Here is a 15313-nt window from a genome sequence, read left to right as displayed (position 1 = left end):
CCGAGCGGGGAGGGCCATGAGCAAACGGCAACCTTGCCTTTACACCGCTGCATTTCCTGTGCAAGAAGCGGCCAATCAAGACCGCTTACGGAGATGACAGAGTGAAGCCAGAAGAAATCAAGAAGCTCGACGCCTATTTCAAGCGCATGTTCAACCCGCAGATGATCGTCAAGGCGCGTCCGCGCAAGGATGATTCTGCGGAAGTCTATCTCGGCGAAGAATTTCTGGGTGTCGTCTATATCGATGACGAGGACGGCGACCGCTCCTACAACTTTTCGATGGCGATCCTCGACGTCGATCTCTGATCGCGCTCGAAAGTGTCAAAAGGACCGAATGGCGCGATCCGTTCGGTCCTTTTTTCGTTTTTTCGATTCGGAACGAGAATTTATTCAAAACTTCCGGTTGCGGCATTCTGATATATTTTAGCAAAATCAATTAAAGACGTACGTGCCCCGGCGCGCCGGCTTTGTTATATTATTGTAATGCAACTACTGGATGTTTTGCAATGCACAAGACTACTTGACTATTTGTGCATTGCAGCTACCCTGCCGCCACCAACAGCCCAACGGAGGATGGCTCATGTTCAACATTGAAGACGCCAACAAGAAGAGCAAGGAAGCCGTCGACACGGCCCTGAAAACTTATTCCGACACGACCAAGGGCTTTCAGGCGATCGCCGCTGAAGCCACTGAATATTCGAAGAAATCCTTTCAGGACGCGGTGACGCATTTCGAAACGCTGGCCGGCGTCAAGAGCTTCGAGGCCGCTTTCGAGCTGCAGACGAACTACGTCAAGGCGTATTTTGAAGGCTTTGTCTCCGAGACGACGAAGCTCAGTGAGATGTATGCCGATCTCGCCAAATCAGCCTATAAGCCCTATGAAGCGCCGATCGCCGCTGCCGTCGTCAAGACCGCCAAGTCGGCGACGCCTGCTGCTGCATGAACTGATTTCAAAGGCGCAACCTGCGCTACATATTGAAAAACGAGGACCGGCTACGCATCTGTAGCCGGTCTTTTTGTTTCCGCTTTCGCTGCAGCGCCCGCATGGGATCGACCAGGGACTTTTTTGGTCTTTCCCGTGCATGCTGGCCATTTCTTGATTGCAGTGTCTGACAGGGGGCTTAAAATCAGCCTATTATGAACTAAGTTAGTGTTTCAGATATTCGGCGGGAAAAGCACCCTCCCATGCTCCGCCGGATTGCTTGAGGAATGAATGACAATGATCGCAAAGCCGATCCGGATGCAGAACGACAGCGAAAGGAACGGGGACAACGCAAATCGAACCTCGGTCATCACACGCACCAAGCCGAAGACCAAGAAGCCCAATCTTTATCGTGTGCTGCTTTTGAATGACGACTACACTCCCATGGAATTCGTCATCCATATTCTGGAGCGGTTTTTTCAGAAGGATCGTGAAAGTGCCACCCGCATCATGCTCCATGTCCATAACCACGGCGTCGGCGAATGCGGAATATTCACATACGAGGTAGCGGAAACGAAGGTCAGCCAGGTGATGGACTTCGCCCGGCAACACCAGCATCCGCTGCAATGCGTCATGGAAAAGAAGTGAGGATCTGAACGTGCCAACATTTTCGCCTAGTTTAGAGAAGGCGCTCCATCAGGCACTGACCTTTGCCAACGAGCGGCACCACGAATATGCGACGCTCGAGCATCTGCTGCTCGCCCTGATCGACGATGCCGATGCGGCCGCGGTCATGGGTGCCTGCAATGTCGATCTCGACGCGTTGCGCAAGACGCTCGTCGAATATGTCGATAACGAACTTTCCAACCTGATCACCGGATATGACGAGGATTCGAAGCCGACCTCCGGCTTCCAGCGCGTCATCCAGCGTGCCGTCATCCATGTGCAATCGTCCGGCCGCGAAGAGGTGACCGGCGCTAACGTGCTGGTCGCGATCTTCGCCGAGCGCGAAAGCCATGCCGCCTATTTCCTGCAGGAGCAGGAGATGACCCGCTACGATGCCGTCAACTATATCTCCCACGGCATCGGCAAGCGGCCGGGCGCTTCGGATGTGCGTCCCCCGCGCGGCGCCGAGGATGAGGCCGAAAGCAGCAAGCCGACGGCGCGCGGCGGCGAGGAAGAGGGCGGCCCGAAGAAGCAGCAGGATGCGCTCAAGGCCTATTGCGTCAATCTCAATGAGAAGGCCAAGGGCGGCAAGATCGATCCGCTGATCGGCCGTCACGCCGAGGTCAGCCGCACGATCCAGATCCTGTGCCGCCGTTCGAAGAACAATCCGCTCTATGTCGGTGATCCCGGCGTCGGCAAGACGGCGATCGCCGAAGGCCTTGCCAAGCGCATCGTCGAAGGCAAGGTTCCAGAAGCGCTCGCCGATGCGACGATCTTCTCGCTCGACATGGGCACGCTGCTCGCCGGCACGCGCTACCGTGGCGACTTCGAAGAGCGCCTGAAGCAGGTCGTCAAGGAACTGGAAGAATATCCGGGCGCCGTGCTCTTCATCGACGAGATCCACACGGTGATCGGCGCCGGCGCCACTTCGGGCGGCGCAATGGATGCATCGAACCTCCTGAAGCCGGCCCTGTCATCGGGCGCGATTCGCTGCATCGGATCGACCACCTACAAGGAATACCGCCAGTTCTTCGAGAAGGATCGGGCGCTGGTCCGTCGTTTCCAGAAGATCGACGTCAGCGAGCCGTCGATCGAAGATGCGATCGAGATCATGAAGGGCCTGAAGCCCTATTTCGAAGAGTATCACCACCTGCGTTATTCGAACGACGCCATCAAGTCGGCCGTCGAATTGTCGGCCCGCTACATCTCCGACCGCAAACTGCCCGACAAGGCGATCGACGTGATCGACGAAACCGGTGCGGCGCAGATGCTGCTGCCGCCGTCCAAGCGCCGCAAGCTGATCACCGAAAAGGAAATCGAGGCAACGGTCGCGACGATGGCGCGCATTCCGCCGAAGACCGTCTCCAAGGACGATGAAGCCGTGCTTGCCAATCTCGAGAAGGAACTGCGCTCGGTCGTCTACGGCCAGGATATCGCCATCGAAGCGCTTTCGACCTCGATCAAGCTGGCGCGCGCCGGTCTTCGTGAGCCGAACAAGCCGATCGGCGCCTATGTCTTCTCCGGTCCGACCGGCGTCGGCAAGACCGAGGTGGCAAAGCAACTGGCATCGTCGCTCGGCGTCGAACTCCTGCGCTTCGACATGTCGGAATATATGGAGCGGCACACGGTTTCGCGCCTGCTCGGCGCGCCTCCCGGCTATGTCGGCTTCGACCAGGGCGGCCTTCTCACCGATGGCGTCGATCAGCACCCGCATTGCGTGGTTCTGCTCGACGAAATCGAGAAGGCGCATCCCGACATCTACAATATCCTGCTGCAGGTCATGGACCACGGCACGCTGACCGACCACAACGGCAAGAAGATCGACTTCCGCAACGTCATCCTGATCATGACGACCAATGCGGGTGCATCCGAAATGGCCAAGGCGGCGATCGGCTTCGGCTCGTCCAAGCGCACCGGCGAGGACGAGGAGGCGCTCACCCGCCTGTTCACGCCGGAATTCCGCAACCGTCTCGACGCGATCATTCCTTTCGCGGCGTTGCCGACGGCCGTCATCCACAAGGTCGTGCAGAAGTTCATCATGCAGCTGGAGGCCCAGCTTTCCGAAAGGAACGTCACCTTCGACCTGCATGAGGACGCGATCGCCTGGCTGGCGGAAAAGGGTTACGACGAGAAGATGGGCGCCCGCCCGCTTGCTCGCGTCATTCAGGATACGATCAAGAAGCCGCTCGCCAACGAAATCCTCTTCGGCAAGCTGAAGAAGGGCGGCGTCGTCAACGTCACTGTCGGCCCGAAGGAAGACGGCAAGCCCGGCATCGTGCTCGAAGCCATTTCGGAAACGGCGCCGATCAAGCCGAAGCCCGAAGCTGAAGTCGTGCATCCCGAAGGCGATGATGGGGATGACGGCGAGCTGAAGACGAAGGCGGCCCGCAAGACCCGCGCCAAAGCAGTGCCGCAGGCCGAGCCCGAGGTTCGCGACGCCCCGAAGAAGGGAAGCGCGGTTCCGAAGGTTCCACGCAAGAAGTAAGATACCGTCACCGAATTGGAAAAGGCCGCGTCACCCGCGGCCTTTTTCGTTTTCGGATCTGCATGCGCCCTTTTCAGAGCCTGGTGTAGTCGATCTCGAGAAAGTCGGCGACCTCGGGCACCCAGCGGTCGCGCACGAAGGCGACATGCAGGGGATGGAGGTTGTAGACGTCATAGCCAGCCTGATCGTCGAATTCCATCGAAAAGCCGAAGGCAAAAGCATTCTTTGGACTCGTCTGCCGAAGCTGCTCGAAATTCCGCACGCTCGGGATCTTGGCAAGCACCAGCGCGTCGGTGAGGAACGACGTTTCTTCAGCCGAGCCGGCTTCGTGTTTCAGGCGGAATGCGACAGTATGGCGGATCATGATTGTGTTCCAAATGATTGTCCGGATTGAATTCTCTGAAATCGACGGGTGTTGACCCTACGCCAGTGCGGCCCTGATCTTTTCGGCATTGGCGGCGAGCACGGCGCCGTCCTCCATCTTGCCGGAATGCGGCTTCAGCGCCGCGCCCTCATGCCGCGGGATGACGTGGAAATGCAGATGGAACACCGTTTGCCCGGCGGCCGGCTCGTTGAACTGGGCGATGAATACGCCATCGGCGTCGAAGACGTCCTTCACCGCATTGGCGATCTTCTGGACGACAGTAATTGCGTGGGTGAGGGTGGCTGGATCGGCATCGAGGAGATTGCGGGACGGCGCCTTGGGAAGGACGAGCACATGGCCCGGCGCTTGCGGCATCACATCCATGAAGGCGATGGTATGCTCGTCCTCGTAAACCCGGTGCGAGGGGATTTCGCCGCGGAGGATCTTGGCGAAGATGTTGTCGTCGTCGTAATCGGCCTGCCTAGTCATCGCTAAATCTCCTCGTTTTTCGCAGGGCGTGCGTCTTTGCAAACGTGCACAGGACGCCGTAGCACTTTGAATTACTGCATAATTTTATTCCTAAATCGATTCCGATTTAGAGAGTTATGCGTTGATCGGGTAACGCGGCCGGTGCGGCGGCGTCAATCCTCCTGCAGGCGCTCGCCCTTGCGGAAAGGACTGTGTTCGGTCAGCAACTCGCTCATCTGTTCGACATCGGCGCGCTCTCGCGCGAGATAGTCGCCGATCGCCCGGCGAAGGCCGGCATGCGCGACATAATGGGCGGAATGCGTTGTCACCGGCAGGTAACCGCGGGCGAGCTTGTGTTCGCCCTGCGCTCCGGCCTCGACCCGTTTCAGCCCTTTCGAAAGGGCGAAGTCGATCGCCTGGTGATAGCAGACCTCGAAATGCAGGAAGGGATGATCCTCGATGCAGCCCCAGTGACGGCCGTAGAGCGTATCGCCGCCGATGAAGTTGATCGCGCCGGCGATATAGCGTCCGTCGCGCTTGGCCATGACGAGCAGGATATCGTCTGCCATGCGTTCGCCGATCAGCGAATAGAACTTACGGGTGAGGTAGGGCCGGCCCCACTTGCGCCCGCCGGTATCCATGTAAAACTTGAAGAACTGGTCCCAGATGCGTTCCGTCAGGTCGCGGCCGGTCAGCCAGTCGATGCTGATACCGTTTTCGAGTGCGGCGCGGCGCTCCTTGCGCAATGCCTTGCGTTTGCGCGAGGCGAGCGTTTCGAGAAATTCCTCGTGATTGGCATAGCCGTCATTGATGAAATGGAACTGCTGGTCGGTGCGGTGCAGATAGCCATCCATCTCGAAGACGCCGATCTCTTCGTCCGGCACGAAGGTGATATGGGCCGAAGAGATGCCGAGCCGGCGCACCACCTCCTTCAGGCCTTCGGCGATCGCGCTCTGGATCGGCAGCCGCTGCAGCCCCTCGGCGACGAGAAGACGCGGGCCTGTCGCCGGCGTGAACGGGATCGAGCACTGAAGTTTGGGGTAATAACGCCCGCCGGCCCGCTCGAAGGCGTCGGCCCAGCCATGGTCGAAGACATATTCGCCCTGGCTGTGGTTCTTGAGGTAGCCGGGCAGGGCGCCGATCAGTTCGCCGCGCCCGGTCTCGAGCAGCAGATGATGACCGAGCCAGCCGCTCTCGGCGTCGGCCGAGCCCGATTCTTCCAGCGACGATAAAAAGGCGTGCGAAACGAAAGGGTTGTAGGCAATCGTAGCGCAGGTCTTCGACGCCCCGGAAAGCCTGGACCAGCTCTCCGGGGAAATCGCGGTGAAGGAGCGTTCTACGCGAATGGATAATTCATCAGTCATGGGACAAATGCGAAACCTGTGGGAGGATAGTCTCGGCTCTGCCTTACAGCGCCGTGCGTCTTTCAGACGCGCAAAGGACGCTGTAACACTTCGAGTTCCTGCATAATTTTATCCTGAAATCGATCCGATTTAAGGAATTATGCAGCAGTCTGCGCATGATCTTGGCCTAAAAGCGAGCGTCAAGCAGCCACACGCGGATCGAAGCCTTCGAAGGTCATCTGGTCTGCGTTTGCGAATGTATGCCGGCGCGCCTCTTCGTCACGCACCGTCCAGGTAATAACGGGAATGCCCTTTTCGCGTTCGCCGGTGATAAAGGCGTTCGGCAGGTCGCCATAATGATAGGAGATGAAATCGAGACCGATCTCCATCGCCTTCGCATGCGCCTTGAATTCCTCCGGCGTGTTGCCGTTAGCGGTTAGCCCCAGCGGGTAGGGTGAGCCAAGCGCCTTCAGGTCGCGCAGCAGCCAGTGGTCGAAGCTCATCAGCGCCGCCTTGCCCTGATAACCTTCGAGGACCTCGAGCACAGCTTCGGCGAAACCTTCGTCATCGGCCTCGCGCCCCTTGAGCTCCAGCACCAGCGGCACCTTGCCCTCGACGAGGTCGAGGAGTTGGCGCAACGTCGGCACCTTGTCGCTGGTGCCGCCGACGGCGATCAGTCCGAGTTCCCGAGAGGTGCGCTCGCGGATGTCGCCGTGGAGGTTGCATAGGCGCTGCAGATCCTCGTCGTGAAAAATGACCGGCACGCCGTCGGAGGCGTAGTGCAGGTCGCATTCGATCGCAAAGCCCGCTTCGACGGCGCGCGAGAATGCCGAAAGCGTGTTTTCCCAGACATGCGTGTTGAGGTCGTGATAGCCACGATGGGCGACCGGCAGGTCCCTGATCCAGGCAACATTGGTCATTCTGCGATTTCCATGATAGCGTCTATCTCGACGGCGGCATTCAGCGGCAGGGCCGCCATGCCGACGGCGGCACGCGCATGTTTGCCTGCTTCGCCAAGCACGCCGGCAATCAGGTTCGAAGCGCCGTTGATGACGAGATGCTGCTCGACGAAGTCGGGCGCCGAGGCGACGAAGCCGTTCAGCTTGATGACGCGCCGGACGCGGCCGAGATCGCCGCCAAGTGCCGCCTTCGCCTGGGCAAGGATGTTGATGGCGCAGAGTTCGGCGCCGCGCTGGCCCGTTGCAACGTCGATGGTCTTACCGAGATGGCCCGAGACGGCGACCTTGCCGCCTTCGAGCGGCAGCTGGCCGGAGATGTAGAGAAGATTGCCGCTGATGACATAGGGAACGTAATTTGCAGCAGGTGCTGCGGCTTCGGGCAGGGTTATCCCCATCTCAATCAGGCGCGCTGCAATTTCATCGGACATTTTCGTCTCCGCTTTTGTTGTCAATTCTTCAAAAATTATGCATCAAGACTAGAATCTTTAATATGACAGTTTCGAGCCTCGATTTGGCCGAAAGCGTTCTTATAACATCGCGACCGAGTCCAACAGGAGTTAATGAATGTTCCGATCGAGTCTTGTCGCTCTGCTTCTCGCCAGCGTTTCCGCCAATGCATGGGCGGCTGCGCCCGCGGTGAGCGCTGCGATCGCGACCGGCCTCGTCGCCCATCGCGCGGTCTACGATCTGGAACTGAAGGACGCTTCGGACCGCTCCGGCATCGCCGGCATGTACGGTCGCATGGTCTATGAGTTCGACGGCAGCTATTGCCAGGGCTTCACCACCAATTTCCGCTTCGTGACGCAGATCGACACCGGCGACAGCGTGCGTGTCAGCGACCAGCAGACCAAGACCTTCGAGAACCTGAAGGACGGCAAGTTCACCTTCGACACCAAATCCTTTACCGACGAGCAGCTCGATAAAGAGGTCAACGGTGCGGCGCAGGACCAGCCTGATGGCGTCAAGGTCGATCTCAAGCAGCCGGCGAGCCGCGAGCTGCAGCTTTTAGAAAGCCGTTTTCCCACGGAACATATGCTCGATGTGATCCAGCACGCCAAGGACGGCAAGCGCTTCTTCGAGGCGCGCGTCTTCGACGGTTCCGACGACGGCGACAAGTCGCTGGCGACGACGACGATCGTCGGCAAGCAGGAGACGCCGATCGCCGAGGAGGCCGATGCCGGCAATGCCGGCGCCTTCTCCAAGACTGCCTTCTGGCCGGTGACGATCGCCTATTTCAACGAAAGTGCGAAATCGGATGCTTTGCCGGTCTACCGCATGTCCTTCAAGCTCTATGAGAACGGCATTACCCGCGACCTGACGATGGATTACGGCGATTTCGTCCTGACCGGCAAGCTCGCCAAGCTGGAGCTGCTCGACCGCAAGGCCGAGGTTTGCAAGTAGGCGAAGGGCTTTCGCCTGTCATAAAACTGTATCATAAAATTCACTATGGTTCGGCGATCAGCGATGACTGAGTCGCCGTCTGTCGTGCTGCTTTTCGGGTCGGTGCGATCCTGGCGGCCAAGCCATTGCGATGACGTCTATCTGCTAGACTGCGTAGCCATTACGCATCGCAAGCTTGAAAGCCCGAACCATGGCCGACACCGATCTCGCGACTGTTCAGAATGCCGCCCTGCCGGTTGTTGTCGCTGATCCGGCGGAAATTGCCCGCATTTCCGATAGCATCAATATCACCGACCGTGCCGGCATCTCGGTCTATGGTGACCGCGCCCAGCAGGCGGTCAGCGATTATGCCGACAGGATCCTGCGGGAAGTCCGCAACAAGGACCTCGGCGATGTCGGCCGCTTGCTGACCGACATCATCCTCAAATCGAAAAGCCTCGATCCGGCATCGCTGAAGGATAAGGGTTTCCTCAGCCGCATGTTTCTCTCGGCCAAGGCCCGGCTCGAACGCTTCAAGGCGGAGTTCGAGGACGTGGCCGGCCAGATCGACCGGATCGGCCTGGAGCTCGACCGTCACAAGGATACGCTGAGGCGCGACATTGCACTGCTCGACGACCTGCATGAGGAAACCAGGCAATCGATCATGCGGCTCGAGGCCTATGTTCAGGCCGGCAAGACTTTCGCCGAGCGTTTCCGCAGCGTCGAGCTGCCGAGGCTGAAGGCGCAAGCCGAGGCGGCGGCGACCGGCCCCGGCGGCGGCATGCTGGAGGCGCAGACCTATCAGGACAGCCTGCAGGCGCTCGACCGGCTGGAAAAGCGGGTGTTCTACCTGCAGCAGGCCCGCCAGCTCGGCATCCAGCAATTGCCGCAGATCCGCATCGTTCAGGCCGGCGACGAGACGCTGATCGAGAACCTGCAGGCGACTTCGGCGCTGACGGTGCCGGCCTGGAAGCAGAAGATGGTGATGCTGCTCGGCCTGACGCGGCAGAAATCGGCGCTCGACCTGCAGAAGGCGGTGACCGACGCCACCAACGACATGATCCGCCAGGCATCCGAGATGATGAAGGACCAGGCGATATCAATCGAGCAGCAGTCGCAGCGCGGCATCGTCGATATCGACACGCTCGCCAAGGCCAACAGGGATCTGATCGATACGATATCAGGCGTGCTGCAGGTTCAGGAGGAGGGGCGCCGCAAGCGGGCGCTCGCCGAGCAGCAGATGGAGCAGATGACGATCGAACTCAAGAAGGCGATGACCCAGGCGTGATCGGCAAGATGACGATGCGAGCACTGCTTTCAGGCCTGGCACTTCTTGCCCTTCTGCCCCTTGCCGGCTGCAATCCCTTCGGCCAGGGGCCGGACTTCTCGATCGTATCGGGATCGGAGAACACCGTTCTGCAGCCGATCGTCGAAGAATTCTGCAAGCAGAAGAACGCCACCTGCACCTTCAAATATGAAGGCACGCTCGATATCGGCCTGGCGCTGCAGAGTGAGCAGGGCGTCGCGCAGGATGCGGTCTGGCCGGCCTCCAGCGTCTGGGTCGACATGTTCGACACCAAGCGCCGCGTCAAGAGTCTGACCTCGATCGCCCAGACGCCGGTGGTCTTGGGCGTGCGCAGGTCGAAGGCGCAGCAGCTCGGCTGGATCGGCAAGGACGTCTTCATGAAGGACATTCTCGCTGCCGTCGAGAGCGGATCACTGAAGTTCCTGATGACCTCGGCGACGCAATCCAATTCGGGCGCCAGCGCCTATCTTGCCATGCTGTCGAGCGCGCTCGGCAACAAACCGGTGATCGAACCCGGCGATCTCGACGACAGACACGTCCAGGAGAGCGTCCGATCGCTGCTGTCAGGTGTCGTGCGCTCTTCCGGCTCTTCCGGCTGGCTTGCCGATCTCTATGTCGAATCCGCCGGCAAGGGCACGGTCTATGACGCGATGTGGAATTACGAGGCGGTGCTGAAGGAAACCAACGACAAGCTCGCCGCCCTGTCGCAGGAACCGCTTTACGCGATCTATCCGGCCGATGGTGTGGCTATGGCGGATTCGCCGATCGGTTTCGTCGATCATGGCCGCGGGCCTGAAGTCCAGACCTTTTTCAACGATCTGCTCGCCTATCTCAGCTCGGCCCCCGTGCAGCAGCGCATCGCCAATACCGGCCGGCGCATTCCGCTGACCGGCGTAGCCGCAAAACCGGAGTCGAGCTGGAATTTCGATCCCGCCCGGCTGGTGACGGCAATCCGCATGCCGGAGGCGGGCGTCATCCGCCAGGCGCTCAACCTTTATCAGGCCGCGCTGCGCAAACCGTCCCTGACCGCGCTCTGCCTCGATTTTTCCGGTTCGATGCAAGGGGAGGGCGAGGACCAGCTGCAGAAGGCGATGCGTTTCCTGTTGACGCCCGACGAGGCGAGCAAGGTGCTGGTGCAATGGTCGCCCGCCGATCAGATCATCGTCATTCCCTTCGACGGCAGCGTGCGCAACACTTTCATGGCGAGTGGAAATCCGCTGGAGCAGGAAGGGCTGCTGAACGAGATTTCCCGGCAGAAGGCCAATGGCGGCACGAACATGTATGCCTGCGCCGAACGGGCTCTGCAGCAGATTGCCCGAACCGACAAGCTCTCGACTTATCTGCCTGCCATCGTCATCATGACCGACGGCAAGTCCGATGATCAAAGCCAGGCCTTCACCAGCGAATGGAACGCGATGGAGCCGCATGTGCCGATCTTCGGCATCACATTCGGCGATGCCGACAAGACCCAGCTCGACAGCCTCGCCAAGCTGACCTCGGCGCGCGTGTTCGACGGCGGTTCGGATCTCGCCACCGCCTTCCGAACTGCGCGAGGCTACAATTAGGACAGGCATGCGCAACTGGCTCGGCAATGACGGCAACTGGATCGTGGCGGGGCTGGCGGCGGCAATCACCGTGCCGCTCTTGAGCTTTGCCGCCGGCATGCCCTTCTGGATCGCCATCATCATTGCCCTTCTGGTCTTTGCCGGCCTCGTCATTCTGCTCGCACCGCGCCGGCTATTCGAAGGCCTCGATATCAAGAGCATCGGCAGCGGGCGCGTCGCCTTTGCCCGCGACCTGCTGGAGGCCGCCGTTCCCTTCGCGCAGAGGCTGGAGACTGCCGCCGACACGATAAACGATCGTCAGATGGCGGCCGCAGTCCGGCATCTCGCTGAAATTGCCGCCGATGTCTTTCGCAAGGTCGAGGCCAAGCCCGAGAGCGCCAATGCAGTACGGCGGTTCCTCTCCTACTATCTGCCGCGTGCCGCCGAGGTGGCGGAAGGTTTTGCCGTCATCGAGGCCAAGCGCGTTCCCGACCCCAAGCAGCTGGAGGAGGTGCGCGGCGTGCTGGTCAAGCTCGAAGAGGCCTTCGTCCATTACGCCGACAGCCTGGTCGATGAGGAACTCGGCACGCTCGACACCGATCTGCGCCTCATCCAGGCATCGCTCAAAGAGGATATTGGACGCTGATGGCCCTTTCTCGTCGCGCCTTTGGAGTGGGACTGCTCGGAGCAGGCGTCGTCGGCACCGGCGGTTATTTCGCCGTCCGGGATCGGCCGGAATTGCGGGGCCTGCTCGGCAGCCGCACGACGCTGTTCGGCTTCGTCGGCGGCGAGAAGGAGGCCTTCCTGGCCGACCCCGACGTCATCAGGGCGCTCGGCGGATACGGATTGACGGTGAACAGCCGTGTCGCCGGTTCCGTCGAGATGGTCCGCGAACAGGCGCTGCTGTCGCAGCATCCGCAATTCCTCTGGCCGTCCTCCTCGATCATGGTCGATATCGCCAGGCAGAACGGCATATCTATCCGCAACGACCGCGTCGTGCTGAACACGCCGATCGTCGTCTATTCCTGGCAGCCCGTCGTCGATGGACTGATGAAAGCGGGATTGGTGACGGTGACGAACGAAGGCCATCATCAGCTCGACCTCAAGGCTTTGCTTGATGCGATCCTTGCCGGATCCGACTGGTCGAAACTCGGCGTCAATTCGCTCTACGGCCGCGCCCGCATCGTCTCGACCGATCCCAACCGCTCCAATTCCGGCTTCATGTTCGCAGGCCTGGTGCTCAGCTTGTTCAGCGGCAATGTCGCGACTTCAGGCGATCTCGCCACCTTCGGCGGCAAGGTGCAGGCGATTTTCCGCAACATGGGCTTCAAGTCGCCGTCCTCAGGCAAACTTTTCGACCAGTATCTGGCAGGCGGTCTTGGCGGCGAGCCGATGATCGTTGGCTATGAAAACCAGCTGGTCGAATGGATCCTCGCCGATCCCGCACGCTGGGAGCGCATCAAGGCGAGCGCCGGCGCAAAGCCGGTGGTGCTCTATCCGCGCCCGACCGTCTATTCGGCGCATCCGCTGATCGTCGTCGACGAGAATGCCAACCGGCTGATCGAAGCGCTGGTGAGCCCGAAGCTCCAGGAGCTTGCCTGGGCGAGACACGGCTTCCGCGGTCCACTGGGGACCGCCACCGGCAACGCCGACAGCGCGATCGGCACCCTGCTGCCGGCCGAGGTCGATGCCATCCTGCCGATGCCCGACGCAGGCGTCATGCTGTCGCTGCTGCCGACGCTGGCAAGCTGAGCCGCTAGGTTTTTTCGGCATAAGCCTTGCTTTTGCGCCCAATCGAATGTATGGGCACCGGCATTCCACACGTAAGGCATGGGATCGTCCGGGAGAAATCCGGGCTGTTCCGCCCGGTGGCATCCTCGAAGAGGGTGCTGTTCGCCTTGCGGAGGTTCAACCGGAAAAGGAGTAACAAGGCATGGCATTGCCTGATTTTTCTATGCGCCAGCTGCTTGAGGCAGGCGTCCACTTCGGCCACCAGACGCATCGCTGGAACCCGAAGATGAAGCCGTACATCTTCGGCGATCGTAACAACATTCACATCATCGATCTGGCCCAGACCGTTCCGATGCTGTCGCGCGCCCTTCAGGTCGTCAGCGACACCGTTGCCCGCGGCGGCCGCGTTCTCTTCGTCGGCACCAAGCGCCAGGCATCTGAGATCATTGCCGACAGCGCCAAGCGCTCGGCCCAGTACTACGTCAACTCGCGCTGGCTCGGCGGCATGATGACGAACTGGAAGACGATCTCCAACTCGATCCAGCGTCTGCGCAAGCTCGACGAGATCCTGAACGGCGAAGCCCAGGGCTTCACCAAGAAGGAACGCCTGAACCTCGAGCGCGAACGCGAAAAGCTGGACAAGGCACTTGGCGGTATCCGCGATATGGGCGGCACGCCCGACCTGATGTTCATCATCGACACCAACAAGGAAAAGATCGCGATCGACGAAGCCAAGCGCCTCGGCATCCCGGTTGTTGCCATCATCGATTCGAACTGCGATCCGGACCTGATCGACTATCCGATCCCGGGTAACGACGACGCATCGCGCGCGATCGCTCTTTACTGCGAGCTGATCTCCCGCGCCGCCATCGACGGCATCGCACGCCAGCAGGGCTCTTCCGGCCGCGATCTCGGCGCATCCTCCGAAGTTCCGGTCGAGCCGGCTCTCGAGGAAGCAGCCGAAGGCTGATGAAGGCGGGCGGATCGAAAAGGTCCGCCAAATGCTTGCAGAGACTGGGAAAGGCCGCTCGCGACTCATCGAAGTTCGGCGGCCTTGCCTGTTTCAAGGGGAGGGCATCAGGCTCTCCGTCCGATAAGTTTCGTTATGACGCGTCTTCATCACGCTGTCATACATACAGGTACATTTCGTGCCTCAATCCGGTGCCGAGCCGCGCTTTGCGGCCCACCGTATGAACCGACAAGAGGAAGCTAATGAGCGAGATTACGGCTGCAATGGTGAAGGAACTGCGCGAAAAGACCGGCGCAGGCATGATGGACTGCAAGAAGGCTCTTGCTGAAACCGGTGGCGACATGGAAGCGGCGATCGACTGGCTGCGCGCCAAGGGCATCGCCAAGGCCGACAAGAAGTCCGGCCGCACCGCTGCCGAAGGCCTCATCGGCGTTTCGAGCCAGGGCACCAAGGCCGTCGTCGTCGAAGTCAATTCGGAAACCGACTTCGTCGCCCGTAACGATGCCTTCCAGGAACTCGTCCGCGGCATCGCCAAGGTCGCCGTATCCACGGACGGCACCGTCGATGCCGTTGCCGCTGCGACCTACCCGGCATCCGGCAAGTCGGTTTCCGACACGATCAAGGATGCGATCGCAACGATCGGCGAGAACATGAACCTGCGCCGTTCGGTCGCTCTCTCGGTCGAGGATGGCGTCGTCGCCACCTATATCCACAATGCTGTTTCCGACGGCCTCGGCAAGCTCGGCGTTCTCGTCGCGCTGAAGTCGACCGGCGACAAGGAAGCCCTGAACGCCATCGGCCGCCAGGTCGCCATGCACATCGCCGCCACCGCGCCGTTGGCGATCCGCCCGGAAGAAGTCGATGCCGCCGTCGCCGAGCGCGAGCGCAACGTCTTCATCGAGCAGTCGCGCGCTTCCGGCAAGCCGGACAATATCATCGAAAAGATGGTCGACGGCCGCATGCGCAAGTTCTTCGAGGAAGTCGCCCTTCTCTCGCAGGCTTTCGTCATCAATCCGGATCTGACGGTCGCCGCCGCCATCAAGGAAGCTGAAAAGGCCGTCGGCGCGCCGATCGAGGTTGCCGGCATGGCCCGTCTGCTGCTCGGCGAAGGCGTCGAAAAGGAAGAAACCGACTTCGCGGCCGAAGTCGCGGCTGCCGTCAAGGGTTGATCTTCCA

The 15313-nt window shown here is 60.4% G+C and carries 16 protein-coding genes; 11 read left to right on the top strand and 5 right to left on the bottom strand.

Annotation, left to right across the window (positions count from 1 at the left end; genetic code table 11):
• Positions 1-101: 101 nt before the first annotated feature.
• The 4 genes from HX898_RS33140 to clpA all read left to right on the top strand — a co-directional run bounded on the left by HX898_RS33140 (position 102) and on the right by clpA (position 4072).
• Positions 102-305, top strand: coding sequence for a DUF3126 family protein (locus HX898_RS33140; protein ID WP_003539277.1), 204 nt, complete (start codon positions 102-104; stop codon positions 303-305).
• A 274-nt stretch (positions 306-579) separates the two neighbouring features.
• Positions 580-942, top strand: coding sequence for a phasin family protein (locus tag HX898_RS06500; protein WP_138329646.1), 363 nt, complete (start codon positions 580-582; stop codon positions 940-942).
• A 276-nt stretch (positions 943-1218) separates the two neighbouring features.
• Positions 1219-1569: an ATP-dependent Clp protease adapter ClpS gene (gene clpS, locus HX898_RS06495; protein WP_017988219.1), complete on the top strand. Its 351-nt coding sequence runs from the start codon at positions 1219-1221 to the stop codon at positions 1567-1569.
• 10 nt (positions 1570-1579) lie between these two features.
• The gene (clpA, locus tag HX898_RS06490) at positions 1580-4072 is read left to right on the top strand and encodes an ATP-dependent Clp protease ATP-binding subunit ClpA (protein WP_017993976.1); all 2493 of its coding nucleotides are present in this window, start codon (positions 1580-1582) and stop codon (positions 4070-4072) included.
• Positions 4073-4145: 73 nt separating this feature from the next.
• Here clpA and HX898_RS06485 read toward each other — a convergent pair whose 3' ends face one another.
• The 5 genes from HX898_RS06485 to HX898_RS06465 form a co-directional block, all read right to left on the bottom strand.
• A complete protein-coding gene (locus HX898_RS06485) occupies positions 4146-4436 on the bottom strand; it encodes a Dabb family protein (RefSeq protein ID WP_180194255.1) in 291 nt (96 codons plus the stop codon).
• Positions 4437-4493: 57 nt separating this feature from the next.
• Entirely contained in the window at positions 4494-4925 is a 432-nt protein-coding gene (locus tag HX898_RS06480) for an HIT family protein (protein WP_138329641.1), read from the bottom strand.
• A gap of 152 nt (positions 4926-5077) precedes the next feature.
• Complete coding sequence (locus HX898_RS06475; protein ID WP_138329639.1) at positions 5078-6268, bottom strand: GNAT family N-acetyltransferase; 1191 nt, start codon at positions 6266-6268, stop codon at positions 5078-5080.
• Between the two features lie 179 nt (positions 6269-6447).
• Positions 6448-7167, bottom strand: a complete 720-nt coding sequence (locus HX898_RS06470; RefSeq protein ID WP_180194254.1) for a glycerophosphodiester phosphodiesterase — start codon at positions 7165-7167, stop codon at positions 6448-6450.
• A complete protein-coding gene (locus HX898_RS06465) occupies positions 7164-7634 on the bottom strand; it encodes a RidA family protein (RefSeq protein WP_180194253.1) in 471 nt (156 codons plus the stop codon). Before HX898_RS06465 ends, HX898_RS06470 begins: the two co-directional genes overlap by 4 nt.
• Positions 7635-7770: 136 nt before the next feature.
• On the opposite strand from HX898_RS06465, the gene HX898_RS06460 reads away from it, so the two are divergent.
• The 7 genes from HX898_RS06460 to tsf all read left to right on the top strand — a co-directional run bounded on the left by HX898_RS06460 (position 7771) and on the right by tsf (position 15306).
• On the top strand, positions 7771-8607 hold the full coding sequence (locus HX898_RS06460; RefSeq protein ID WP_020049770.1) for a cell envelope integrity EipB family protein: 837 nt from the start codon (positions 7771-7773) through the stop codon (positions 8605-8607).
• A gap of 190 nt (positions 8608-8797) precedes the next feature.
• A complete protein-coding gene (locus tag HX898_RS06455; RefSeq protein ID WP_180194252.1) occupies positions 8798-9874 on the top strand; it encodes a toxic anion resistance protein in 1077 nt (358 codons plus the stop codon).
• 14 nt (positions 9875-9888) lie between these two features.
• Positions 9889-11457 (top strand): substrate-binding domain-containing protein, encoded by a 1569-nt coding sequence (locus HX898_RS06450; protein ID WP_180194364.1) that lies wholly within the window; start codon positions 9889-9891, stop codon positions 11455-11457.
• Positions 11458-11464: 7 nt separating this feature from the next.
• Positions 11465-12082 (top strand): 5-bromo-4-chloroindolyl phosphate hydrolysis family protein, encoded by a 618-nt coding sequence (locus HX898_RS06445; protein WP_138329632.1) that lies wholly within the window; start codon positions 11465-11467, stop codon positions 12080-12082.
• Complete coding sequence (locus HX898_RS06440) at positions 12082-13188, top strand: substrate-binding domain-containing protein (protein ID WP_180194251.1); 1107 nt, start codon at positions 12082-12084, stop codon at positions 13186-13188. Before HX898_RS06445 ends, HX898_RS06440 begins: the two co-directional genes overlap by 1 nt.
• A 181-nt stretch (positions 13189-13369) precedes the next feature.
• On the top strand, positions 13370-14137 hold the full coding sequence (gene rpsB, locus HX898_RS06435; RefSeq protein ID WP_003539287.1) for a 30S ribosomal protein S2: 768 nt from the start codon (positions 13370-13372) through the stop codon (positions 14135-14137).
• 242 nt (positions 14138-14379) lie between these two features.
• Positions 14380-15306, top strand: a complete 927-nt coding sequence (gene tsf / locus HX898_RS06430; RefSeq protein WP_029873155.1) for a translation elongation factor Ts — start codon at positions 14380-14382, stop codon at positions 15304-15306.
• The last annotated feature ends 7 nt before the right edge of the window (positions 15307-15313 follow it).

The organism is Rhizobium sp. WYCCWR 11128, from assembly GCF_013416305.1.
In the GTDB taxonomy this organism is placed as follows: Bacteria; Pseudomonadota; Alphaproteobacteria; order Rhizobiales; family Rhizobiaceae; genus Rhizobium; species Rhizobium indicum.
The sequence above is the reverse complement of the archived record's forward strand: the minus strand, read 5'-3'. Positions and strand labels throughout refer to the sequence as shown.

Coding starts and splice junctions, on each gene's coding strand:
- tsf (WP_029873155.1), top strand. CDS start 14,380: ATGAGCGAGATTACGGCTGCAATGGTGAAGGAACTGCGCGAAAAGACC.
- HX898_RS06460 (WP_020049770.1), top strand. CDS start 7,771: ATGTTCCGATCGAGTCTTGTCGCTCTGCTTCTCGCCAGCGTTTCCGCC.
- HX898_RS06445 (WP_138329632.1), top strand. CDS start 11,465: ATGCGCAACTGGCTCGGCAATGACGGCAACTGGATCGTGGCGGGGCTG.
- rpsB (WP_003539287.1), top strand. CDS start 13,370: ATGGCATTGCCTGATTTTTCTATGCGCCAGCTGCTTGAGGCAGGCGTC.
- HX898_RS06500 (WP_138329646.1), top strand. CDS start 580: ATGTTCAACATTGAAGACGCCAACAAGAAGAGCAAGGAAGCCGTCGAC.
- HX898_RS06480 (WP_138329641.1), bottom strand. CDS start 4,925: ATGACTAGGCAGGCCGATTACGACGACGACAACATCTTCGCCAAGATC.
- HX898_RS06450 (WP_180194364.1), top strand. CDS start 9,889: ATGCGAGCACTGCTTTCAGGCCTGGCACTTCTTGCCCTTCTGCCCCTT.
- HX898_RS06440 (WP_180194251.1), top strand. CDS start 12,082: ATGGCCCTTTCTCGTCGCGCCTTTGGAGTGGGACTGCTCGGAGCAGGC.
- HX898_RS06455 (WP_180194252.1), top strand. CDS start 8,798: ATGGCCGACACCGATCTCGCGACTGTTCAGAATGCCGCCCTGCCGGTT.
- HX898_RS06485 (WP_180194255.1), bottom strand. CDS start 4,436: ATGATCCGCCATACTGTCGCATTCCGCCTGAAACACGAAGCCGGCTCG.
- HX898_RS06475 (WP_138329639.1), bottom strand. CDS start 6,268: ATGACTGATGAATTATCCATTCGCGTAGAACGCTCCTTCACCGCGATT.
- HX898_RS06465 (WP_180194253.1), bottom strand. CDS start 7,634: ATGTCCGATGAAATTGCAGCGCGCCTGATTGAGATGGGGATAACCCTG.
- clpS (WP_017988219.1), top strand. CDS start 1,219: ATGATCGCAAAGCCGATCCGGATGCAGAACGACAGCGAAAGGAACGGG.
- HX898_RS06470 (WP_180194254.1), bottom strand. CDS start 7,167: ATGACCAATGTTGCCTGGATCAGGGACCTGCCGGTCGCCCATCGTGGC.